The sequence below is a fragment of the Streptomyces coeruleorubidus genome (assembly GCF_028885415.1).
Classification (GTDB): Bacteria; Actinomycetota; Actinomycetes; order Streptomycetales; family Streptomycetaceae; genus Streptomyces; species Streptomyces coeruleorubidus_A.
This window is the reverse complement of record NZ_CP118527.1, coordinates 6,446,880-6,469,264: the sequence shown is the minus strand read 5'-3', so window position 1 is coordinate 6,469,264 and position 22,385 is coordinate 6,446,880. Positions and strand designations below refer to the sequence as shown.

Annotated in this window: 16 protein-coding genes and 1 pseudogene; 4 read left to right on the top strand and 13 right to left on the bottom strand. The window is 68.0% G+C overall.

Translation table 11 applies throughout. The annotated features are described in order from the left end of the window. Window positions 1–28: 28 nt before the first annotated feature. The 3 genes from PV963_RS30195 to PV963_RS30185 form a co-directional block, all read right to left on the bottom strand. A complete protein-coding gene (locus PV963_RS30195; RefSeq protein ID WP_274819199.1) occupies window positions 29–691 on the bottom strand; it encodes a hypothetical protein in 663 nt (220 codons plus the stop codon). A 127-nt stretch (window positions 692–818) separates the two neighbouring features. Continuing rightward, window positions 819–1,445, bottom strand: a complete 627-nt coding sequence (locus tag PV963_RS30190; RefSeq protein WP_274819198.1) for a Uma2 family endonuclease — start codon at window positions 1,443–1,445, stop codon at window positions 819–821. A gap of 52 nt (window positions 1,446–1,497) precedes the next feature. Beyond that, on the bottom strand, window positions 1,498–2,442 hold the full coding sequence (locus tag PV963_RS30185; protein ID WP_274819196.1) for a helix-turn-helix domain-containing protein: 945 nt from the start codon (window positions 2,440–2,442) through the stop codon (window positions 1,498–1,500). Window positions 2,443–2,745: 303 nt separating this feature from the next. Between PV963_RS30185 and PV963_RS30180 the strand changes: the two genes are divergently transcribed. Further along, window positions 2,746–3,045, top strand: a complete 300-nt coding sequence (locus tag PV963_RS30180) for an NIPSNAP family protein (protein ID WP_274819194.1) — start codon at window positions 2,746–2,748, stop codon at window positions 3,043–3,045. Between the two features lie 8 nt (window positions 3,046–3,053). Here the strand turns inward: PV963_RS30180 and PV963_RS30175 are convergent, their stop codons facing one another. Further along, window positions 3,054–6,596: a WD40 repeat domain-containing protein gene (locus tag PV963_RS30175; RefSeq protein WP_274819192.1), complete on the bottom strand. Its 3,543-nt coding sequence runs from the start codon at window positions 6,594–6,596 to the stop codon at window positions 3,054–3,056. Window positions 6,597–7,138: 542 nt separating this feature from the next. Here PV963_RS30175 and PV963_RS30170 point away from each other — a divergent pair. Beyond that, entirely contained in the window at window positions 7,139–8,014 is an 876-nt protein-coding gene (locus PV963_RS30170; protein ID WP_274819190.1) for a helix-turn-helix domain-containing protein, read from the top strand. Beyond that, window positions 8,011–8,220 (top strand): DUF397 domain-containing protein, encoded by a 210-nt coding sequence (locus PV963_RS30165; protein WP_274819188.1) that lies wholly within the window; start codon window positions 8,011–8,013, stop codon window positions 8,218–8,220. Before PV963_RS30170 ends, PV963_RS30165 begins: the two co-directional genes overlap by 4 nt. Window positions 8,221–8,224: 4 nt before the next feature. On the opposite strand, the gene PV963_RS30160 is transcribed toward PV963_RS30165, so the two are convergent. From PV963_RS30160 to PV963_RS30145, 4 genes are all read right to left on the bottom strand, one after another. Next, complete coding sequence (locus PV963_RS30160) at window positions 8,225–9,820, bottom strand: type I restriction-modification system subunit M (protein WP_425540957.1); 1,596 nt, start codon at window positions 9,818–9,820, stop codon at window positions 8,225–8,227. Then, window positions 9,817–11,412, bottom strand: a complete 1,596-nt coding sequence (locus PV963_RS30155) for a restriction endonuclease subunit S (protein ID WP_274819186.1) — start codon at window positions 11,410–11,412, stop codon at window positions 9,817–9,819. The genes PV963_RS30160 and PV963_RS30155 overlap by 4 nt, the downstream gene beginning before the upstream one ends. Beyond that, window positions 11,409–15,005, bottom strand: a complete 3,597-nt coding sequence (locus PV963_RS30150) for a DEAD/DEAH box helicase family protein (RefSeq protein WP_274819184.1) — start codon at window positions 15,003–15,005, stop codon at window positions 11,409–11,411. The genes PV963_RS30155 and PV963_RS30150 overlap by 4 nt, the downstream gene beginning before the upstream one ends. A gap of 145 nt (window positions 15,006–15,150) precedes the next feature. Then, entirely contained in the window at window positions 15,151–15,345 is a 195-nt protein-coding gene (locus tag PV963_RS30145; protein ID WP_030842840.1) for a hypothetical protein, read from the bottom strand. A 180-nt stretch (window positions 15,346–15,525) separates the two neighbouring features. Here PV963_RS30145 and PV963_RS30140 point away from each other — a divergent pair, with 180 nt between their 5' ends. Continuing rightward, on the top strand, window positions 15,526–17,649 hold the full coding sequence (locus PV963_RS30140; RefSeq protein ID WP_274819180.1) for a S9 family peptidase: 2,124 nt from the start codon (window positions 15,526–15,528) through the stop codon (window positions 17,647–17,649). A 121-nt stretch (window positions 17,650–17,770) separates the two neighbouring features. On the opposite strand, the pseudogene PV963_RS30135 reads toward PV963_RS30140, so the two are convergent. The 5 genes and pseudogenes from PV963_RS30135 to PV963_RS30115 all read right to left on the bottom strand — a co-directional run bounded on the left by PV963_RS30135 (window position 17,771) and on the right by PV963_RS30115 (window position 22,356). Further along, window positions 17,771–18,180: pseudogene (locus tag PV963_RS30135) on the bottom strand (VOC family protein). Window positions 18,181–18,257: 77 nt separating this feature from the next. Next, window positions 18,258–19,406, bottom strand: coding sequence for an ABC transporter ATP-binding protein (locus PV963_RS30130; RefSeq protein WP_274819178.1), 1,149 nt, complete (start codon window positions 19,404–19,406; stop codon window positions 18,258–18,260). Further along, window positions 19,399–20,457, bottom strand: a complete 1,059-nt coding sequence (locus PV963_RS30125; protein WP_274819176.1) for an ABC transporter ATP-binding protein — start codon at window positions 20,455–20,457, stop codon at window positions 19,399–19,401. Before PV963_RS30125 ends, PV963_RS30130 begins: the two co-directional genes overlap by 8 nt. Window positions 20,458–20,468: 11 nt before the next feature. Further along, a complete protein-coding gene (locus PV963_RS30120) occupies window positions 20,469–21,437 on the bottom strand; it encodes an ABC transporter permease (protein ID WP_274819174.1) in 969 nt (322 codons plus the stop codon). Continuing rightward, window positions 21,430–22,356: an ABC transporter permease gene (locus PV963_RS30115; RefSeq protein WP_274819173.1), complete on the bottom strand. Its 927-nt coding sequence runs from the start codon at window positions 22,354–22,356 to the stop codon at window positions 21,430–21,432. The genes PV963_RS30120 and PV963_RS30115 overlap by 8 nt, the downstream gene beginning before the upstream one ends. Between the last annotated feature and the right edge of the window lie 29 nt (window positions 22,357–22,385).

Below are 22,385 nucleotides of genomic sequence, written 5' to 3'. Positions count from 1 at the left end.
CGGACCGCTGTTCGTCGCCCCCCGCCCGTCACCCCTTCTCGTCGAGCACATGGGCGATGGCCAGGGCGATCCGCTCGATCCAGTCGATGGCGTCCGTCACCTCGGCCTCGTCGATCGGACGACGCCGCTTGAGATCGCCGTCGATCAGGTCGGCGTCGTGCGCGATCTTATTGCGGCGCTGAGTGATCTCCAGGTACCGGCTGCGGAGCTTCTTCTCGTTGAACGTTGTCCGCCCCTGGAAGAAATGCTGGTTGATGCATCCCGCGGCCTCGAACCAGACTTTCCTCTCCGTCACGAGCCGGAGCACCTCGGAGATCTTTCCGGGGTGCTGGAGCGCCTGTACGGCGAGTTTCTCCCGCAGGTGCTCCACGACGGCCTCGGAGAGCGTGACGTCACCTCGCCGCACCGCCTCGACCCGGTGCAGCGGCAGTTCGTACCTCCGCAGCTGGGGCGGCATCTCGGGGCTGTCCTTGGCCGTCAGTTCGGCCACCCGGCGCAGCACCTCCTCGTGCAGCCAGTGGTCGATGGCGGCGACGGCCTGTACCCAGGCCGCCCGGTAGAAGTCGTCGATGTCGATCGTGGGCGACCGGAAGGGCGTGAGCATCCGGCCTGCCTCGACCATGCGCCGGGCGTACGACAGGTTCGTCATGAACGCCTCGAACTGACGCGTCTGCGGTCTGGAAACAGCCATGCGCAACCCCACGATCACTCTTCGCCACGATCTTCACCAGCACGATCGCGGAGTCGCCGGGGGGCGGGTCAAGACAGGACGTGCGGCACGGGCGAAGGTGGCCGAAACTGCCCCCTCCGTTTCCGGATCACGCCCCTCGCGCCTCGTCCTCATCCGCGCCGTCGTCCTGGTAGCGCGGCAGGCCACTCGTGGAGATGGTCCACTCACCGATGGTGACGTCCTCGCCGTAGACGAAGTTCTTGCGCACCGCGTAGCGGGGGCCCTCCGGCGTGGAGTGGATGTCGGTGAAGACGGCACCGCTGCCGGTACGGGGATCGAAGATCACGTAGATCGGGATGCCGATCAGCGGGTAGTCGCGCATCTTGCCCACCCAGTCGTTCTCCGGGTTGGACCGCGAGACGATCTCGATGGCGGCGACGACCGTACGGGGGTCGACGGAGCCTTCGACGTCAAGGTCGGCCCAGGCGATCACCATCACGTCCGGGTGCCGCATGATGCCCTCGGGCACGTCTTCCACGTCGGGCGTGCCGTTGTGGGCCAGCAACTCGTCCGGCATGACCTTCTCCAGACGACGGCTGACCTGCGCGGCCGTGACCTCGTGCGGGCCTCCCGGCGACATCATGTCGTGCACGATCCCTTCCTTGGTGACTTCGAACTTCCCGGGAAGGGTGTCGTCCATCGACTGCACGACATCCCTCATGGCCCGGTACAGATGGGAGCCGTCCCGCCGCGCGTTGCCGGGTGCGATGGTCATGGCGCTCGCTCCTCGTCGTCTGTGCCCAGGGGCAAGGATCGTCACGTTCATGCTAGGCGGCCTCCTGGAGGTCGGAGCGGCAGTCGCGGCAGCGGCCGGGGCGGGGAGCGCGGAATCCGCGGTCGCAGCCGTCGCAGTTCTGCATCGGGTGTCGTGCCGGTGGCGGCGGCGCGACGGCCGGCGCCCGGAACGGGGCCGGGGGCGGGAGCTGGGCGGCAAGGCGGTGGGCCAGGAGGGCGGCGGGGCGGCGTACGCCCTCGGGCGGCAGGTCGGCGCTCAGGGCGCGGCGTACGGCTGCGGGGGCGACGTCCCGCTCCAGCCAGGCGGCGACGCCGGGGGCTAGGTGGGCCGTGTCGCAGGCGGAGAGGAGCAAGCGGGGGTCGTGGCGGCGGAGGTCCGCGAGGAGGTCGGTGGCGGCCTCGAGGAGCGCGGGGGCGGGGTACGCGGGGCGCGGTACGTCCGGGAGCGGCTTGCGGGGCGCTCGTTCCCCGCGCGCCGCCCGCCTGGGGTGCGCCCTGCTTTCCTCGCACGCCTCCCGCTGCTGCGGTTTCGCAGCGGCTCGGGCTTCCGGGTGGTCGTGGGTCTCCGGGCGGTGGCGGGCCGCCGTCGGCTGATTGCAGGAGATCGTGCGGGTCACGATGCGGCCGGTGGAGGTACGGACGCGTTCGCGGCGCAGGTAGCCGTGGGCCTCCAGTTCGCGGAGGGCGGCGGCGATCCGGGTGGCTCCCTCGGGGAACCGGGCGGCGAGTGTCTTGATGTCGGCCGGAGCGCCCTTCGGCAGCGACTGGAGGTGCGTGCCGAGCCCGATGGCGAGGAGCGAGAACTCTTTGTGCTGGGCCAGGTGATTGCCGATCACCGTGAAGCGGGTGGTGTGGCGTGCGTTGTCGTGCTGGAGCCCGCCGGTGCGGTGGGCCGCGCCGGGCCGCCGGTTCGGGTGCTTGTTGCCCGCAACGCGGGCCTGGGCGTGCGGGGGCACGCTAGGGTTCTGGGTACCCATCGGGAAGCTCTACCTTCCTCGGTGGTCAGGCCCTCGCACTGGGATTGCCCGTCCCGGCGGGGGCCGTCTCATGTCTGCGGTTGTGTTGCGCCGAGCGTAGGGCCAGCAAGGGGCTGGGAATCCAGTCGAGTTGCCGATGTTCACTCGCGCGGGTGAGCAGCTGCCGCGGGCGGGAGGGGTGGGGTTTGGTGAGGTCATTTCGCCGCCGTGGTTCTTGGGAAAGAGAGCGTCCCTTTCGCCGAAGCACGAGTTTTCGGGTTCCGGCGGCACACCGGCTTTCGCCGCTCGGAGAGGATGTCTGCCATGCCGAAGACCACACAACTGCGTACGTACACGGTCCGGGACGGCCTGCTCGACGAGTGGGTACAGCGGTGGCGGGGAGAAATCGTCCCGCTGCGACTGGAGTTGGGATTCACGATCGGAGGAGCCTGGGTGGACCGCGAGCGCAATCAGTTCGTCTGGCTGATCTCCTACGAGGGCCCGGAGACCTTCGCCGAGCGCAACGCCCTGTACTGGTCGTCACCCAAGCGCGAAGCGATGGGCCTGAACCCGGACGACTACCTTGTCCGCACCGAAGAGAGCACGGTCGAACCGGCCTACTGATCACTAGGTCACACGGGGTCGAGCGGCAGCAGATGCTGCCGCCGTTCCTCGTGGGTGAGGGTACGGAAGACCCTCCCCCGGGCAGTGGCCTCCAGCCGGTCATAGTCGGGCTCCGCTCTCCACACCCGCGCCGTCCCGTCGGCCGATCCCGTGAGCAGCCGCGTGCCGTCCGGGGACCAGGCCACGGAGAGCACCTTGTCTTGGTGCACACCGACGACGGCGACCTCTTCAAGGGTTGCGGCGGACCAGACCCGTACAGTGCGGTCGTCGGCGCCTGTGGCGATATGCAGGCCGTCGGGTGACCAGGCGACGGCGCGAAGCCGCCCCTCGTGCCCCCTGAGCACCTCGATACGTCGCCCGGTGGCGGTATCCCACACAGCGGCGGTCCAGTCGCCGGAAGCGGTAACGATCCTCGTCTCGTCCGGAGACCAGGCCGCGTCCTCCACGTAGTTCTCGTGACCGCGCAGCACTGTGAACTGCCGCCCCTCCCCGATGTCCCACAGTCGACACGTACGGTCATCGGAACAGCTGGCGAGCAGCCGACCGCTCGGCGACCAGGCCACGCGCCCCACCCAGTCCTGATGTTCCGTAAGTTTCAGCAGCTCAGTCCCGTCCGGGGCGGACAGGACGCGCACGGCGCCGTCGTGACCACCGGTGGCGATCCGGCCGCCGTTCGGAGACCATGCGCACCCCTCGATGACCTCGCCGTTTCGCTCGAACAGTGTGCTGCCGCGCCCGTCGACGATCCGAAACAGTCCGTCGTTCGTACTGAACGCGAGTCGTTCCCCCTGGGGAGCCCAGGCGACAGACCAAACTCGGTCCTCCCAATCGATCACCGGTCCGGCCGGAGCACCGGTGCCCGCGTCCCACACCCGCACGGTGCCGTCGTCCGAGGCCGTGGCGAAACGGTCGCCATTGCTGGACCACGCGGCTTGGTTCACCGGGCCTCGGTGTCCGTCGGCCAGTACGACCTCGGCGCCACGCGGGCGCAGGTCCCACAGCATGCCAGTGCCGTCGGTGGAACTGGTGGCGAGCATGGTCCCGCAGGGCGACCAGGTGACGCCCCACACTGTGTCCGTGTGGCCTCGCAGTACGGCCAGGACCTTGGCGTCCTCAGTGTCGACGATGCGCACGGTGCGGTCCGAGGAGGCGCTGGCCAGCATCCGCCCGTCTGGCGAGAAGGCCAGGTTCCACACGTAGTCGGTGTGTCCTCGCAGCAACAGGCGCAGGTCGCCGGTCCTGGCATTCCAGATACGGGCGGTGTGGTCCCCGGAGCCGGTGGCGATGTGCCGTCCGTCGGGTGACCAGGTGATGCCCTCGACGAAGTCCGAGTGCCCGTTGAGTGTGGTGGCTGCCGCCCCGGTCGTCAGGTCCCACACGATCGCGGTCTGATCATGAGAGGCGGAGGCGAGGCGGTCGCCATCTGGCGCCCAGGCCACACCCCACACGTCCTCGCTATGCCCGTGCAGTTCGTGCACGACCCGACCGCTATCGGCCTCCCATACCCGGACGATCCGGTCCCTGGAGCTCGCCGCAACGTGCCGGCCATCCGGCGACCAGGCCACCTGTCTGTTGAGGTCCCCACCTCCGGTGAGCAGCCGGATCGGCTCTCCCGAGGCCGCATCCCAGATGCGTACGACACGGTCCCGGCCGACGGTTGTCACCCTCGTCGAGTCCGGCGACCAGGCAACGGACTCGACCATGACGCCGTCGCACGGCAGCGCCAGCCGGGTGCGTCCGGACGGTGCGTCGTGGACGCGAGCTGTGCCGTCCCTGGACGCCGTAGCCAGCATGCGCCCGTCGGGGGACCAGGCGATGTGCCGGACTGTGTCAGTGTGTCCGTCGAGCCGGGCACGGAGGTGACTTGCCGCCAGCGCCGCCATCAGCCCACGTCTGGCCGAGGGCGTGGGTGTGCACTCACCGAGCGCGGCGAGCGACAGCAGCAGTGAACGCTCCGGTTCGGCTTCCGCGCTCAGGAGGACCTGTCGCCCGATGCTGTCGGAGACCCTGCTGAGGAAGCTCAGGTCGCGGCGCTGCGAGGACTCGACGAGTGCGCGGGCGGGTGGGGACGCCTGCCCGGATTCCTCCAGCGCTTCCAGCCAGCGCCGGGCGGCGCTGAGGCGTTCCCCGGTGAGCAGGTAGTCGTCGCTGCGTCCGGCCCGCTCCCAATCGGCCGCCCACCGTTCCAGTTCGGCGCGCTCGCGAAGTCGTTCGGCACGCGCCTCGACCTCCTGCCGCAACGGGGCCCATTGGCGGAACAGCGCCTCGTGCGTCACCTGTGCGTAGGGCTCACTGGTGGTTGTGGAGCCGCCATCCGTGACGTCGGTGCGCAGCAACCGTGCCTCGACGAAGGCATCGACGACGTGACGGTCCTGTCCGTCGAGTTCGGACAGCGGTACATGGCGGCGAGCCACGTCCTGCCCTTCAATAGTGACGAACCGGAGCAGAACACGGAGGACGGCGTCGATGCCCACCCCTGCACCGAGCCCGGTCACGGTGTTGTCAGCCTGGCGGGCCAGCGCGCCCGGCACTCCGCCGAGCCGCCGGTAAAGCTCCTCGGTCACCGTCCCGCCAGGGCCGGAGGCGAAGTACAGCTCTTGGAGGAGATAGGCGAGCAGCGGTAATGCGTCGTCCGTCCCGGTCTCGCTCACGATGGAGTCGACCACTCCGGCCTCGAAGCCGAGCCCGACGAGGGCGCCCGGTCGCTCAACGACTTCGGCGAGCTGCGCTCTGCCCAATGCGCCGATGGCGACGGGGTGTTGGAAGAGCTCCGCCTGTCCGGTGCCGAGAAGCCTGCCGAGCAGATCCACCCGGAGGGTGGCCAGCACGCGCACCGCCGGATCCTGTTCCAGACAGGTCCGCAACGCTTCGAGAAACTGGACGCGTTCACGCTCCCCCGCCAGGGTGACGACCTCTTCGAACTGGTCGACCACGAGGAGGACTCGCCGGAACCGGCCGCCACGCAGCCGCGACAGCTCGGCTCGCAGCGCGTCCGGCCCTTGACGCAGCCTGCGCAGTACGGCACTCGCCGGTTCCGGCCCGTCGACGACGGCTGCCAACGCACCCGCGAGGGCGCCCAGCGGGCTGGGCCCAGGAGCGAAGGCCGGCACGACGGTCCAGCGGCGCTCCCGAAGCCGAGGCATCACCCCTGCCCTGACCAGCGAGGACTTTCCGCTTCCGGACGCCCCGACCAGCAACAGGAACCGGTCAGCGGGGTGGGTCGCGGTGGCGTGCAGCCTGCGCGTCAGTTCGGCAGCCTGTGCCTCCCTGCCGAAATAGACGGGTGCCTCGTCCTCGTCGAAGGCGTCGAGGCCCGGGTACGGAACCCGCTCACGCGGCCACTCGGCCCGAGGCGGTGCGGGGTTCTCCAGCCGGTAGACGACAACCTGTCCGACCACAAGTGCCACAATCAACACTCCGATGGCCGGAACAGCGAACCGCTGAATCGCCGCCAGCGCCCAGGGGACCTCGTCGGTATTGGTCGCGTAGTTGGTAGCGATCCCGAGCAAGCAGGCGACCAGCGCCAGCATGATCTGAAGCGCGACCTGCATACGGTTCCTCATCGGACACCGCTCACGACCGCGCCGCCGCATGCCAGCACCGATCAGCCTCCGTTCCCACCGGCCTCTAAACGCCGGCACTGTGTCATTCGTCCCGGACCCCCGTGAACCGGTGAGGCAGGGCGCTCATGACCATCTTCTGGGGCTTCTCAGGCGCGTTCAACGGTGCGTATGCGTTTCGGCCATGCAGGGGCACGGCTCTCCCGCCCCGGCGGGAACCGGTGAGGGTCCGCTGCGGGCGGGAGGCCTCGGCCGGCCTCGCATTGGGGTGCGGGTGTTGCAGCTGAGGGAGGCGGTCACCCCGAGTTCGGTGACTTTGAAATCGCGGACTGGTGTGTCGGGTTGAACCTCGGGGGTGGTGGTTTCTTGATTCACGTCACTCAGCGTGGCGGAGTGCGCTTACCGTGAACAGTAACGACGCCGTTGCGTACGGTGACTGCCCGCGGCTTGTCCAGTGGTGTCCGGGCTTGTCGGGACGGGCCGTACGGGTACGAAGGCGGGTCGGTAAGGCCGTACGAGCGGAGGGGCACGGGATGTCGGTGAACGGTGAGGTAAGGCGGCTCAAGACCGAGGCGGATGAACCGGGTTGGGAGGTGGACCCGGATGACGACTGGGGACTGGCCGTCATCGCGACCGTTGGGCGACAGCTGAAGCTGCGGCGGGAAGCGGTGGGGATGCGGGCTGCCGAGTTCGGGGAGGCGGTGGGGTACGGCGAGGACATGGTGTACAAGATCGAGGCCGGGAAGCGGATCCCACGGCCCGAGTACCTGGACATGGCGGACGAGGTGTTGGGGGCGGGTGGGTTGCTCGCGGCGATGAAGGAGGACGTGAAGAAGGTTCGGTACCCGAAGAAGGTGCGGGATCTGGCGGAGATGGAGGCCAAGGCCGTAGAGCTGCTCTCGTACGGCAATCACAACCTGCACGGCTTGCTCCAGACAAAGGAGTACGCGTGGGCCTTGCTAAGAACACGGCGGCCGGTGAACCCGGAAGACCAGTTGGAGCAGGCACTGGCGGCGCGTATGGCCCGAAAGGCGATCTTCGATCGCGCACCAGTTCCTGAGCTCAGCTTCGTCCTGGAAGAGACGACACTCAGGCGCCCCGTCGGAGGCAAGATGGTGTGGCGCAGTCAGCTCGAACACCTCCTGGAAGTCGGACAGTTGCCAAACGTGGAGATCCAGGTGATGCCGACGGACCGCTGGAACCATCCTGGGACCGGAGGCCGCATCCAGGTGCTGAAGTTCGACGACGGTACGGCGGTTGGGCGCATGGATGACGAGTTCAATGGCCGCCCCGTCCATGATCCGAGGCAGGTCAGGATCCTTGAACTGCGCTATGGCATCATCCGGGCCGAGGCTCTGACCGCACAGGAGTCACTGGCCTTCGTCGAGCAACTGGTGGGAGAAAGATGATCCGCAAGGCCTCTACCGAAGACGCATCCGCGCTGGTGTGGTTCAAGAGCAGCTACAGCGACAGCAGTAACCCGAGCGACTGCGTGGAGGTCGCCACCGCCCCCGAGACCATCCACGTCCGCGATTCCAAGCACATAGTCGGCCCCCGCCTCCGGTTGACGCCAAAGGCCTGGGCCGACTTCGTGACGTACGCGTCCGAGGGCTGAACGGCTACTCGACCTCGACCTCCGGTACGTCCACGTCGCCGCCCAGGGAGCGGGCGATGGCCGTGAACTCGTTCAGGGCGGACTGGAGGTCGCGGACGATCTCCTCGGCGATCACCTCGGGCGGCAGGCCGCTGTCGGCGTCGTCGAGGGCGGGGTCCTTCATCCACGTGATGTCGAGGTTGACCTTGTCGCGGGCGACCAGTTCCTCGTAGGTGAACCTCTTGAACGGCCCGTTCTCGTCCTCCGACTCGACGCGGGAGGAGCGGGGCTCGCCCGGTCGGTAGGCCGCCACGAAGTCGTCCAGGTGGGCGCGGGTGAGCGGGCGCTGCTTGAGCGTGAAGTGCTGGCCAGTGCGGAAGTCGTAGACCCAGGTCTCGGTGGTGTGCGGCTTGCCGTCGGCGCGCGGGGGCTTTTTCTCGAAGAACAGGACGTTGGCCTTGACGCCGCCCGCGTAGAAGATGCCGGTAGGCAGCCGCAGGATGGTGTGCAGATCGAACTCGTCGAGCAGCTTACGGCGGACCTTCTCACCGGCCCCGCCCTCGAAGAGGACATTGTCCGGCAGAACGACGGCGGCACGTCCGCCGACCGCAGTGAGCGACATGATGTGTTGCAGGAAGTTGAGCTGCTTGTTCGTGGTGGTGGCGGTGAAGTCGTCACGGTCGTACTGGATGTCCTCCTTCTCGACGTCGCCGTCCTGGCCGATCACGGTGATCGCGGACTTGCGGCCGAAGGGAGGGTTCGCGAGGACGAGAGTGGCGTGCTTGCCGCTAGGCTTGTCGGCGAGGGCGTCACCGACGGTGATCAGACTCGGGCCGTCGCTCTTGCCGATGCCGTGTAGGAGCATGTTCATCGCGGCGAGACGGGCGGTGCCGGTGACGAGTTCGTTGCCCCAGATCTTGCGACCCTCATCGTAGGCCTTGCGGTCGTCCAGCGACATGGTCTTCATGTGGTGATCGCGGATGTATGCGTGGGCCGCGATGAGGAAGCCGCCGGTGCCGCAGGCCGGGTCGGTGATCGTGTCGTCCGGGCCGGGCTGCATCACGTCGACCATGGCGTCGATGAGAGGGCGGGGCGTGAAGTACTGGCCGGCGCCGGTCTTGGTGTCCGAGGCGCCCTTGGCGAGCAAGCCTTCGTAGGCGTCACCCTTGAGGTCTGTCCCCGTGACCATCCAGTCCTCGCGGCCGATCAGATCAACGACCAGCTTTTCAAGGAGGGCGGGCTTGGTGATCCGGTTCTGGGCGTCGGCGAAGATCGTCCCGATGGTGGTGTCCGGGTGGCGGCCGAGGTGTTCCAGAACGGCCCGATAGTGCGATTCCAGTTCAAGACCGCGCTTGGTGACGAGGGACTGCCAGTTGTACTCGGCGGGGACGATGGCGCTCATGTCCCGCCCCTCCCACGGGTCGTTCTCCATCTCGTCGACCATCTTGAGGAAGAGCAGGTAGCAGAGCTGCTCCACGTACTCGATGGTGGACATGCCGTTGTCCCGGAGGACGTTGCAGTAGTTCCAGAGCTTGGCGACGAGCGTGCTGGTCTGCGCGACCACCTTGGCCGTCTTGACCGGCTCTGCGGCGGGCTGCTGGGCGTCTGCGGGGGCGGTCACAGGTCGAACTCCTGCTGTACGGCGAGGGCGGGGGCGGGGGTTGGTTCGGGGGCCGGGGCGAGTGACTCGGCAGCTCGGGGTGCGGGTGCCTTGGCCAGCTTCTTGGCCGTAGCCTTACGCGGACGCTTTGACGCGGGCTGGATTGCCCGTCCATCAGCAATACGAGTCAAACAAATGGAGGCGGGTTCCTCTTCAGGGTCCTGCGGAACCAGGTCGCCAACGAACGCCTTTTTCAACAAGGCCGTGCACAAGGAATTCGCGCGGCTTTTGGCGCGCCTCATCTCCCCCGAAACGATACTCATGAGATTATCCTGATCCTGCACAGCCTCGGCAAGCATGCACTGCACCTCAATGGGCGGAACAGGAATAGGCATAGCCCGCAAAGCCGAAATATTCACCCCCTTTACGGCCACACCTCGCGCATGCTTCTTGAGATACCGTTGCGCAATGTCGCTCTGCAGGTAGATTTGAAGGAACGCGGGCATCACGAATGAGAGCGTCGAGATCCTCGCAACATCTCGACTAATATTCGCGCCATCTAGTTCAGGAGGCACTATAGCTGACCGCTCGTAGGACCCTCGAACTGCGATGAGCAAGTCGCCAGGCTGAAGCCTTGCCCCTGAAAATTGCTCATCCAGTTCTCTTGTTGTTCGATTGAACACCTTCCCTGAAAGCGTACAGCCAGCCAGGTCCCTAACCTCGACATATGGAACGACACCTCCGTCGGTAACCTTAGGCTTGAGGATGCCATACCGAATGAGGCGCACTGGATCCGTGACTTGCTCAAGGCTCGCAATGCACCAATTGGGCGGAATCTCCAGCGGAAAGTCACTGTCTGCTTCGACCGGCTCCTTGTACGTCTTTCTGCCGCGCTGCTCTACCCAGAGGGCACGGCGCTGAGTTTTGATGTCAGCGATGTCCACCGAAGACCGAGATTTCACATCAACAGAAAGACGCCCCGCGCTCACCACCGTTTTGAGAGCTCTGCTGTGACGGGGAATCATCGCCTCTGCCCGAGTCAGGGACTGCTGGGCCGCCTCCAGTCGCGACAACTTTTCTTCGAGCGTCGCGATGATTCGGCGCTGCTCCGCAAGAGGCGCGACGGGGATTTGCATTTCCCGCAACGCGGGGGTAGACAGCGAAGCGACCGTGGTGCCCGCCTTTCGACACCTCCGCAGGATGTCTTTTTCATGCGCTCGGAGCACCCAAAACAACCAACGCAGATGGATCCCACGATACGGGACAATGGCCTTCATGTCTTGATTCAGGGTAGTCGCGAATGGAACCAAGGAAACCGGCATGGAGTGTTCCAGGACACCCGACCTGGTCACTATGGCGACGGATCCTTGTGGAACCAAGCGGATGGCTGTTTCCTCCAAGGCGCGGCGAGTGACATCGTCCTGCGTTCCCTTTAGGACATCACTCTTCATGTCCTTTGGAGACAACCACGGGATCTCACCACCGTCCCAGTACTCGGGGTAACCCTTGGACGGCGTACCACCGCCGTACCACTCCCCAGCATCGCCGAGCCGAACCCAAGCCCACCCCGCCGGAAGCTCCCTCTCCCCGTCCATGCCGCCGCTCTCGCTCAAGCCAGTTCCTGATTCAGCTCATCCAACAGTTCCAGCGCCCGGTCCTTGTCACCGAACGCCCGCATGAAGCCCCGGCCGCCGCCCCGCTCGGAGAATGGCGCGACGGAGAAGTCCCCGGGCTCTATGCCGACGTCGACGGCAATGGCGTTCTTGATCCGCTCCAGCCACCACAGCTGTTCCTCGGTGAACTCCACGCCCGCCTGCCGTTGCCTCAGCAGCCAGCCCTCGAAGCGCTCCTCGACCACCGTACGGTACGGCCTCAGCTCGTCGTCCGCGCCCAGCTCGTACCGGATGAGCCGCACCAGGTCGCCGAGGCCCGCGTCCTTGCCGGGACCGGCCGCCGCCTTCCCGACCTGCTCGTAGTAGTCCCACAGGACCGCCGTCGTCCACGAACGCTTCGTCGCCTTGATGCGGCCGGCGAGTTCCTTCAGTGCGGCCCGCGCCTCGCCCGGAGCGCGCCGCGCCCCGCTGCCCAGCGCGACCTGTATCGCCGCGTTCTCGTCCCGCTGCTCCTTCTCCAGCAGCTCGTTCCACTCGGCCAGCTCCTTCTGCGCACGCTCCTCCATCGGGATCTCGCGCAGTTCGGTGACCTTGACCTCAGTCGTCTCGTCGTAGGTCAGGTCCTGCTGGTGGCGGATCTCCAGGATCAGCTTGCGCAGCGCGGGGCGGGAGGTGAGCGGGGCCACCGCGTCCTGGACGAGCTTCTCCGCCAGCTCGGGACCGCCCTCGTACCGGGCCCGGTCTTGCGTGTCGACATCCACCGCGTCCGTGATGCGGCGGGCCAGGTCGGCCAGGCTCGGCCCACCGGACGTCTCGGCGATCAGGCCCCGCTCCTCGTCCCCTAGCTGCCGGTCGATGCGGGCCAGGCGCCGGGCCAGGGTCTCCGCCTCGTCGGCCGTCAAGGACCGCGTGCCCGCCTTGTCGAGCAGCTTGGCCAACGGGATGCCGCGCTGCGCGCCCGCCGGGATCAGCGGCCGGGCGTCCACCAGCGGGGAATCCGTGACGCCGACCGCGTCGATCAGGACGAAACGGTCCTTCTTCAGGTCGGGCGCCGCCTCCGGGGTGACCGCCTTCAGTTCATTCGCGTCGATCGAACGGGCACCCCGCCCCTTCATCTGCTCGAACATCACCGGGCTCTTCACCGGCCGCAGGAAGATCACGCACTCCAGCGGCTTCACGTCCGTGCCCGTGGCGATCATGTCGACGGTGACGGCGACCCGCAGCCGCGGCGAGTTACGCAGGTCGTTGATGAGAGCCTCGGGGTCGTCGCCGTTGTCGCGGGACTTGTAGGTGATCTTCTTGGCGAAGTCGTCGCCCCGGCCGAAGATCTGCTTGACCTGCTTGAGCACCTCGTCGGCGTGATCGTCGTACGGACCCGCGAAGATCAGCGTCTTGGGAACGTCGGCCCGGCCGGGGAACCACCGCTGCCAGTTGTCCCGGTAGGTCGTCAGCACGGCACGGACCTCGTCCTCCGTGATGACGGTGCGGCCGATCTGCGGGGCCGTGTAGGTGAAGTCCTCGTCCAGCTCCTCGTAGCGCTGGCTGCGGGTCTGCCGGTCGCGGATCCGTACCGTCGTCCCCGCCTCGATCCTCGCGACGACGCCCTCTTCCCGCAGGTCGGTCACGATGCGCGCGATGTCGAAGTCGACGTTGACGCCGTCGGCGACCGCCTGTTCGTAGGTGTAGCGGGAGACCTCGTTGTGGTCGAAGAAGCCCTTGGTCTGACGCGTGGGCGTGGCGGTGAGACCCACGAGGTGGGCGTCGAAGTACTCCAGGACGCCGCGCCACAGTCCGTAGATGGAGCGGTGGCACTCGTCGATGACGATCACGTCGAAGGACTCGATCGGAACGTCGGGGTTGTATTCGACGGTGATCGGCTCGTCCGTCACGTAGGAATCGTCCAGGGGCGACGCTGCCTCGTCCTCGCGGTCCTCAGTCTCCGCCCCCTCGGCCAACTGCTCTCCCTTGAGGAGCGAGTACATCCGCTGGATCGTCGAGATGACGACCGACGACGTCTCCTGGAGACCGCCGCGGCCCAGCATGTCGACGTTGTAGAGGTCGGTGAGCTTCCGGTTCTCGTCCGGGGTGCGGTACTTGTCGAACTCGGCGCGGGCCTGGCGGCCGAGGTTATTACGGTCGACGAGGAAGAGGATCCGACGGGCGCCGGCGTACCGGAGCAGCCGGTACACCTCAGTGACGGCCGTGAACGTCTTGCCGGCTCCGGTGGCCATCTGGATCAACGCGCGCGGCTGGTCGGCGGCCAGGGAGGCCTCCAGGCGGGTGATCGCCTCGACCTGTGCCATGCGCAGGCCGTGGGTCTCCAGCAGCGGCATGAATGTGCGCAGGGCCGCCCGGAAGGTCGGCGCGTCCGGATGCTCGTCGGCGTACCGCATCCAGGCGCCGAGGGTCGCGGGGCGGTGGAAGGCGAAGACCTCGCGGGAGCGGGAGTCCGGGTCGACGCGGTTGAGGAAGTACGTCTCGGTGCCCGTGGTGGCGTAGCGGAAGGCAAAGGGTTCGTCGCGGCGCCACACCGCCATCGCGTGTTCCTTGAGCACGCCCGCCGCATACCGCTCGTTCTGGGCGAGGGCCCCGGCCAGGGGGGTCCCCTCGCGCTTGGCCTCGATGACGCCGACGATCTTCCCGTCGACGTAGAGGACGTAGTCGGCTCGGCCGGTGGCGAGGGCGAACTCGCGGATCGCGACACCCGTGCCCGCCAGCGGGTTGGCGTCCGCCTTGTCCTGAATGATCCAGCCCGCCCGGGACAGCATGGCATCGATCTTCTTCCGCGCCTGCACCTCGTTGAGCGGAGCGGGACGCTGGGCGCGCTCCACGATGGCGTCGCGGGCGGCGGAGGCCACCGGGCGCGGCTTGAGCCGCTCGACGTCGTACCGCTGCTGATGTGCCGTCCGCAGCTCGGCGATCTGTGCCTGCAACTCCTCGATCTGCGCGGTGTACGTGGCCTTCGCCTGTTCCGCACTAATGATGATCTTCTCCGCCTCGGCGCGGGCCCGGCGCTCGGCTTCCAGGCGGTCCCCGACCTCCGACAGCTTCACGCGGGACTCGGCGAGCGTGCGCCGGTGCCCTTCCAGCGCCTCACGCAGCTCCGCGATCTCCTGGGGATCGGTCTCCGGCGTTTCCTCGGGCAGAGTGGGCGGAACGAACGCGGTCACCGCCCGGGTGCCGCCCATGGCCCGGTCGAAGAGGTCGCCCAACTGCCAGCAGAGCTTCAGGGCTTCCAGGGCCTTGGTGGTGTCGAAGAGGTGGTTGTGCGCAGCGTCGTTGCGGCCCCGGCGCAGCTTGTGGAAGGCGTCGCGGCTCCAGCCGACGAGGACACCGGCCCGGGTGAGGGCGTTGATGCGGTCGACCTGGTTCGTCCCCTCGACGCGCGTGCCCGTCCGCGTGACGAACTCCTCGGCCAGCACCTCACCGAACTGGCCGGCGCTGACGTAGGCGGCGTTCGGATTGGTCAGGACGGTGAGTTCGGCCTGCGAGCCGTAGATGGCGAGGAGCGGCTGATACCCGTAGAGGCGTCCGAAGTTGGGGGACGCCTTCGCCTGCTCCCGAAGTCGCCTGTCCACGCTCTCGTCGTCCACGCGCCGCCCCCTTGTCCCTCGCTCATGCCCGGCTCGCCAAGCTTACGGAACGCGACTCGGGGACGCCGGACATCGGGACGGACGAGGCATCGACTCCGGCCGAGACCCGGGTCTTTCTCCGGTACCCGGCCGGAAGGCGCGGCGGTCAGAACTTGATGCTGCCGATCATGCCCGCGATGTTCGTCGTCAGCTCGTTGATCGTGGGAGCGACGGTCGAGGAGGCGAGGTAGAAGCCGAGCAGCATGCAGACGATCGCATGCCCCGCCTTCAGACCTGACTTCTTGATGAGCAGGAAGACGATGATCGCCAGCAGCACCACCGCCGAAATCGAGAGTGCCACGGCGGCTCACCTCCAAAGATCCACGAGGGCGCGGGGGGGGTCGGACTATGGGGGGCATCAAATCCGTACAGCAGCCAGCAGGTTCATACCCACTATGCGACATTGATCATAACTATCCGTCCGTGCGCATCGATCGGCGCACGGCCGCACAAGGGGGCGCATGGCCAATATGGTCAGGGCATGACGACCGAGCCTGACTCCTTCCCCCGACGGCACGCCCGTACCCAGCGCTTCACGCTCGGCGCGCCGCGTTCGTTCACTGTGGCGCCTGACGGTTCACGTGTCGTGTTCCTGCGCTCCGGTTCCGGTACGGACCGGGCGAATTCACTGTGGGTCCTCGACCCGGAGGAGGGCGGGGAGCGCGTGGCCGCCGACCCGCGCGCCCTGCTGGGCGGCGCATCGGAGGACCTCTCGCCCGAGGAGCGCGCCCGGCGTGAACGCAGCCGGGAGGGCGGCGCAGGCATCGTCGGGTACGCCACCGACACAGCCGTCGAGTTGGCCTCTTTCGCCTTGTCAGGGCGGCTTTTCGCGGCCGAGCTGCGGGCCGGGACGGCGCGTGAACTGCCCACGCCCGGGCCGGTGATCGACCCGCGTCCGTCGCCCGACGGGCGGCATGTCGCCTACGTCGCGCAGGGTGCGATGCGCGTCGTGGGTGCCGAGGGGGAGGGCGACCGGGCGCTCGCCGAGCCGGAGTCGGAGAATGTCTCATATGGACTGGCCGAGTTCATCGCGGCCGAGGAGATGGGGCGCTCGCGCGGTTTCTGGTGGGCCCCGGAGTCGGACCGGCTACTCGTGGCGCGCGCGGACGACACGCCGGTGCAGCGGTGGTGGATCTCCGACCCGGCCCATCCGGAACGCGAGCCGCAGCGGGTGGCGTATCCGGCGGCGGGCACCGGCAACGCGGACGTACGGCTGTTCGTGATCGGTCTGGACGGCGCGCGCACGGAGGTCGCCTGGGACCGGGCGCGGTACCCGTATCTGGCGCGTGTGCACTGGTCAGCTGCGGGTGCGCCGCTGCTGCTGGTCCAGGCGCGCGACCAGCGCAGCCAGCTGATTCTCGCCGTGGATCCGGAGTCTGGCGCGACCCGGATGGTGCACGCCGACGAAGATCGAACATGGCTTGATCTTTTCCCTGGAGTGCCGTGCTGGAGTCCGGCCGGGCAGCTGGTCCGGATCGCGGACGAGGGCGGTGCGCGGGTGCTGGCGGTCGGGGACCGGCCGCTCACGGGGGCGCAGTTGCATGTGCGGGCCGTGCTCGACGTCTCCGACGACGACGTGCTGATCTCCGCGTCCGCGGGCCAGGAGGCCGCCGAGGCGGAGACGGGCCAGGTGCATGTGTACCGGGTGAACGAGCTGGGCGTGGAGCGGGTGTCGCAGGAGCCGGGCGTGCACTCGGCGGCGCGGGCCGGGGACGTGACGGTTCTGGTCTCGGCGACGCTGGACCGGCCAGGTGCGCGGGTGCAGGTACTGCGCGACGGAAAAGCGGCGGTTGTTGTCCCTTCGCACGCCGAAGATCCTGGTATGTCCCCCCGTGTGACTCTCACCGAGGGGGGCGCACGCCGCATCCCGTGCGCCATGCTTATGCCTCAGGACTACGCCGGTGACACCCCCCTGCCGGTGCTCATGGACCCGTACGGCGGACCGCACGGGCAGCGGGTCTTCGCGGCGCACAACCCGCATCTCACCTCGCAGTGGTTCGCGGACCAGGGATTCGCGGTGGTCGTCGCGGACGGCCGGGGCACCCCGGGCCGCTCCCCCGCCTGGGAAAAGGGGATCCACCACGACTTCACGCTGTCGCTGGACGACCAGGTGGAGGCCCTGGAGGACCTCGCGAAGAGGTTTCCGCTGGATCTGTCCCGGGTGGCGATCCGCGGCTGGTCCTTCGGCGGCTGGCTGGCGGGCCTAGCGGTGCTGCGCCGCCCGGACGTCTTCCACGCGGGGATCGCGGGCGCGCCGGTGACGGACTGGCGCCTGTACGACACGCACTACACGGAGCGCTACCTGGGGGATCCGGCCGAGCACCCGGACGCGTACGCCAGGAGCTCCCTCGTCACGGCGGACGGCCTCTCCTCCCCCGCCGAGCCGCACCGCCCGCTGATGATCGTGCACGGCCTCGCCGACGACAACGTGGTCGTCGCCCACGCCCTGCGGCTCTCCTCGGCCCTCCTGGCCGCCGGCCGCCCGCACGAGGTGCTGCCGCTGTCCGGGGTCACCCACATCACCCCGCAGGAACAGGTCGCGGAGAACCTGCTGCTGCTCCAGGTCGACTTCCTGAAGCGATCCCTGGGGATCACCGGCGCCTGAGCATGCAACGGGCCGGGGCGACATGGCGCGCCCCGGCCCGTTTACGGCACCCGCACGGCCGTACGCTGTTCAGCCTGACGTGTCCGTATATCGGGATCGGGTCGGCGAAGTTGCCTGCGTGTTAACGCAGTTCGCGGGGGTTTGTGCACACTTCGGCAGCCACCAGCTCGACCTCGAAGCCGTCCGTATTGGTGAGGTAGGCGGCGTAGTGCCCGAGGCCTCCGGCGTGGGGGTAGCGGTCGGTGAACAGGGAGGCCCAGCCGTGCGCGGAGGCCTCCCGGGCCAGCGCGTCGACGTCTGCCGGCGTCCCGGCGCGGAACGCCAGGTGGTTGAGGCCGGGCCTCATGCGGTCGTGCTCGGCGGCTCGCAGGGCAGGGGCTGCTCGACCACGAGGTACGTCGCGCCCAGGCGCCAGCTGCGGCCGTGGTCCCACTCCTGGTACGGGTCGTAGCCGAGCCGGCCGAGGAGCCAGCCCCATTCGCGGGTCGCCCGGGGGAGGTCGGGAACCCAGAGTTCGATGTGATGCAGCAATCCAGATCCTCGAACGCCGGTTCCCGGCGCCTTCGGCAAGAAGGGCCGGGAACCGGAAGGGACGCCGTACAGGGCCGTCAGGCCGCGTGGACCACGTCCTTCTCCTCGGCGAAGTGGCAGGCCGACTCGTGGGCCGCCGGGGTGTCCTCGCCCTTGAAGCGCTCGGGGACCGCGAGGAGCGGGACCTCCTGGGCGCACTTGTCCTGGGCCTTCCAGCAGCGGGTGCGGAAGCGGCAGCCCGAGGGCGGGTTGGCCGGGGACGGGACGTCGCCCGTGAGGATGATGCGCTCGCGGCCCTCGCGGGACTCCGGGTCGGGGACCGGCACCGCGGAGAGCAGCGCCTGCGTGTAGGGGTGGGTCGGGTGCTCGTAGATCTCCGTGTCCGTACCGATCTCGGCCATCTTGCCCAGGTACATCACACCCACCCGGTCCGAGATGTGCCGGACGATCGACAGGTCGTGCGCGATGAAGAGGTAGGACAGGTTGAACTCGTCCTGGAGCTTCTCCATCAGGTTGATGACCTGCGCCTGGACGGACACGTCCAGCGCGGAGACCGGCTCGTCGCAGATGATGATCTCGGGGTTGAGCGCCAGGCCGCGGGCGATGCCGATGCGCTGGCGCTGACCGCCCGAGAACTGGTGCGGGTAGCGGTTGATGTACTCGGGGTTGAGGCCGACGACGTCCAGGAGGTCCTGGACCTTGCGGCGGCGGTCGCCCTTCGGGGCCACCTCGGGGTGGATCTCGAAGGTCTCCCCGATGATGTCGCCCACCGTCATACGGGGGTTGAGCGAGGTGTACGGGTCCTGGAAGACCATCTGGATGTTGCGGCGTACGGCCTTCAGGGCGCGGCCGGACAGCTTGGTGATGTCCTGGCCCTTGTAGAAGATCTCGCCCGCGGTCGCCGTCTCCAGCATCATCAGCAGCTTGGCGACCGTGGACTTGCCGCAGCCGGACTCGCCCACGATGCCGAGCGTCTCGCCCTGGTAGAGGTCGAAGGAGACCCCGTCCACGGCCTTGACCGCGCCGATCTGACGCTTGAGCAGGATGCCCTGGGTCAGCGGGAAGTGCTTCACCAGGTTGCGCACCTGGAGGATCGGCTCGCCGCGCTCGGCCGGTGCCTCGATGGCGGCCACGGCCTCCTCGTCGGTGGCGGCCTCGACCGTCTCGACCTCGGTGACGTTGGGAGTGGCGTCCATGGCCTCGTCCGTCTTCTCCAGGTCAGCCATGGATCGTCTCCTTCCAGAAGTGGCACGCGCTGCCGCGGCCGACGAGCTCGCCGCCGTCCCGCTCGCTGACCGGGTGCAGGGGCGGGACGTCCGTACGGCAGATGTCCTGCGCCTGCGGGCAGCGCGGGTTGAAGGCGCAACCGGACGGGATGCGGGTCAGGTTGGGCGGCAGGCCCTTGATCGCGTAGAGGTCCTGGCCCTTCTGGTCCAGGCGCGGGATCGACTCGAGCAGGCCCTTGGTGTAGGGGTGCGCGGGCCGCTTGTACAGCTCGTGCACCGGGGCGGTCTCCACGATCCGGCCCGCGTACATCACCGCGATCTTGTCCGCTACGTCGGCGACGACGCCGAGGTCGTGGGTGATCAGGATCAGGCCCATGTTGTACTCGCGCTGCAGCTCCGCGAGCAGGTCCATGACCTGGGCCTGGACCGTCACGTCGAGGGCCGTGGTCGGCTCGTCGGCGATGATCAGGTCCGGCTCCAGGGCGAGCGCCATCGCGATCATGATGCGCTGGCGCATACCGCCGGAGAACTGGTGCGGATAGTCGCCGACGCGCTCCTTCGCGGCCGGGATCTTCACGCGGTCCATCAGCTCGATCGCCTTGGCCTTGGCATCCTTCTTGCTCAGGCCCTGGTGGACGCGGAACATCTCGCCGAGCTGGTAGCCGACGGACAGCACCGGGTTCAGCGCGGACAGCGCGTCCTGGAAGATCATGGCGATCTTCCTGCCCCGGATCTTGCGCCGGGCGTCGCCCGACATGGTGAGCATGTCCTCGCCCCGGTACAGGATCTGGCCCTTGGGGATCCGCCCGGGCGGCATGTCCAGAATGCCCATGATCGCCTGGGCGGTCACGGACTTGCCGGAGCCGGACTCGCCGAGCACGGCGAGGGTCTCGCCGGAGCTCACGGTGTAGTTGACGCCGTTGACGGCCTTGGCGACGCCGTCACGGGTGTGGAACTCGACGTGCAGGTCGCGCACTTCGAGCAGGGGAACGTCGCCGTCGGCCGCGCCTCGCGGCCCGGGCACGTCACGGGTCTCTTCGATGGTGGTCACGTACGCCCTCCTCAGCGCAGCTTCGGGTCAAGGGCGTCGCGCACCGCGTCGCCGAGCATGATGAACGCGAAGACCGTGAGGCTGAGCATGCCCGCGGGGAACAGCAGTGTGTGCGGGTTGTCCCGGATCACCTTGCTGCCCTCGGAGATGTCGATGCCCCACGAGATCGTCGGGTCGCTGAGGCCGAGGCCGAGGAACGACAGCGTCGCCTCCGCGGAGATGTACCCGCCGAGGGCGATCGTGGCCACGACGATGGTCGGCGCGATGGCGTTCGGCATCACGTGGCGGAACAGGATCCGCGTGGTGCCCGCACCGAGCGCCCGGGCCGCCGTCACGTAGTCCGCCTGCTTGGCCGTGATGACCGAGCTGCGGGTGACGCGCGCGATCGAGGTCCAGCCCAGGAAGGCCAGGGCCAGGATCACCACGTACACCTTGCGCTCGGTGAAGGCGTTCAGGACGACCATCGTGCCGAGCAGGAACGGCAGGCCGAAGAAGATGTCGACGATCCGGGAGATCACCGAGTCGATCCAGCCGCCGAAGTAGCCCGCCAGCATGCCGAGCAGACCGCCGAGCAGGGTGACCAGGGCGGTCACGCCGACGCCGACGAGGATGGAGGCACGAGTGCCGTGGATGACCCGCGAGTAGATGGAACGGCCCTGCTGGTCGTAGCCGAACCAGTCCGGCTGGAAGAAGTGCCCCAGCTGCGGCTTGCCCAGGTAGTGGTTGACGAGGTCGCCGTCACGCGGGTCGACGCTGGTGAACCAGCCGGGGAACGCGGCGATCACCAGCAGCAGGAGCAGCAGCACCGAGGAGATCCAGAACATGGGCCGGTGCCGCAGGTCGTACCAGGCGTCGCCCCACAGGGAGCGCGGCTTGTCGCTCTTCTTGCCGCTCTCCTTGACGGGGACGTCGACGGCCGGCGGGGCCACGGCGTCCACGGCCGCGGAGTCGGTGGTCTGGGCCTTGGTCACGTCAGGCATACCGGATCCTCGGGTCCAGGACCGCGTACAGCAGGTCGATGAGCAGGTTGATCAGGAGGATGACGAGGACGAGCACCGTCACCACACCCGTGACCGTCGAGCCCTCGCTCGTCTGGATCGCCCTGTAGAGGAGGTTGCCGACACCCTGGATGTTGAAGATGCCCTCGGTGATGACCGCGCCGCCGATGAAGCCGCCGACGTCGGTGCCGACGAAGGTGACCACGGGGATCAGCGAGTTGCGCAGCAGGTGGACACCGATGATACGGCGCCGGGGCAGCCCCTTGGCGAGCGCGGTGCGCATGTAGTCGGCCCGCAGGTTCTCGGCGAAGGTCGTCCGGGTCAGCCGGGCCACGTACGCCATGGACAGCATGGCGAGGACGAAGGCCGGCAGGAACAACTGCGCGAAGTCCGTGGAATCCTGGACGTTGGGCGGCAGCCAGCCGAGTTCGTCCGCGAAGATGAACCGGGCGATGAAGCCGAGGACGAACACCGGGATGGAGATCACCGTCAGCGTGAAGACCAGCACGCCGGTGTCGGCGGCCCTGCCGGCCCGCAGACCGGCCCACGCGCCGAGGCCCACGCCGATGATGATCTCGATGGTGATGGCCAGCAGCGTCAGACGCAGCGTCACCGGGAAGGCCTCGGCCATGAGTTCGGTGACCGGACGGCCGGCCAGGTTCTTGCCGAAGTCTCCCTGGAGGAGATTCCACATGTAGTGGACGTACTGTTCGAGGACGGGCTTGTCGAAACCGTACTCGCGCTTGATCTGCGCGATCTGTGCGGGATCGGGAGCCTTGTCCCCGTAGATGGCCCGGACCGGGTCGCCCGGCAGGATATGGACCATCAGGAAGATCAACAGAGTTGTCCCGATGAAGATCGGGATCATCTGGAGCAGTCGCCTGGCGGCGTAGCGCCCCATCTTGCGCCTCCATGCCGTGAGGGGTCGGC

What these genes read in the sequence shown, in the direction of transcription:
- PV963_RS30165 (WP_274819188.1), top strand. Translation starts at nt 8,011, where the DNA reads ATGATCCGCAAGGCCTCTACCGAAGACGCATCCGCGCTGGTGTGGTTC.
- PV963_RS30180 (WP_274819194.1), top strand. Translation starts at nt 2,746, where the DNA reads ATGCCGAAGACCACACAACTGCGTACGTACACGGTCCGGGACGGCCTG.
- PV963_RS30195 (WP_274819199.1), bottom strand. Translation starts at nt 691, where the DNA reads ATGGCTGTTTCCAGACCGCAGACGCGTCAGTTCGAGGCGTTCATGACG.
- PV963_RS30140 (WP_274819180.1), top strand. Translation starts at nt 15,526, where the DNA reads ATGACGACCGAGCCTGACTCCTTCCCCCGACGGCACGCCCGTACCCAG.
- PV963_RS30190 (WP_274819198.1), bottom strand. Translation starts at nt 1,445, where the DNA reads ATGACCATCGCACCCGGCAACGCGCGGCGGGACGGCTCCCATCTGTAC.
- PV963_RS30130 (WP_274819178.1), bottom strand. Translation starts at nt 19,406, where the DNA reads ATGGCTGACCTGGAGAAGACGGACGAGGCCATGGACGCCACTCCCAAC.
- PV963_RS30185 (WP_274819196.1), bottom strand. Translation starts at nt 2,442, where the DNA reads ATGGGTACCCAGAACCCTAGCGTGCCCCCGCACGCCCAGGCCCGCGTT.
- PV963_RS30120 (WP_274819174.1), bottom strand. Translation starts at nt 21,437, where the DNA reads ATGCCTGACGTGACCAAGGCCCAGACCACCGACTCCGCGGCCGTGGAC.
- PV963_RS30175 (WP_274819192.1), bottom strand. Translation starts at nt 6,596, where the DNA reads ATGCAGGTCGCGCTTCAGATCATGCTGGCGCTGGTCGCCTGCTTGCTC.
- PV963_RS30115 (WP_274819173.1), bottom strand. Translation starts at nt 22,356, where the DNA reads ATGGGGCGCTACGCCGCCAGGCGACTGCTCCAGATGATCCCGATCTTC.
- PV963_RS30170 (WP_274819190.1), top strand. Translation starts at nt 7,139, where the DNA reads ATGTCGGTGAACGGTGAGGTAAGGCGGCTCAAGACCGAGGCGGATGAA.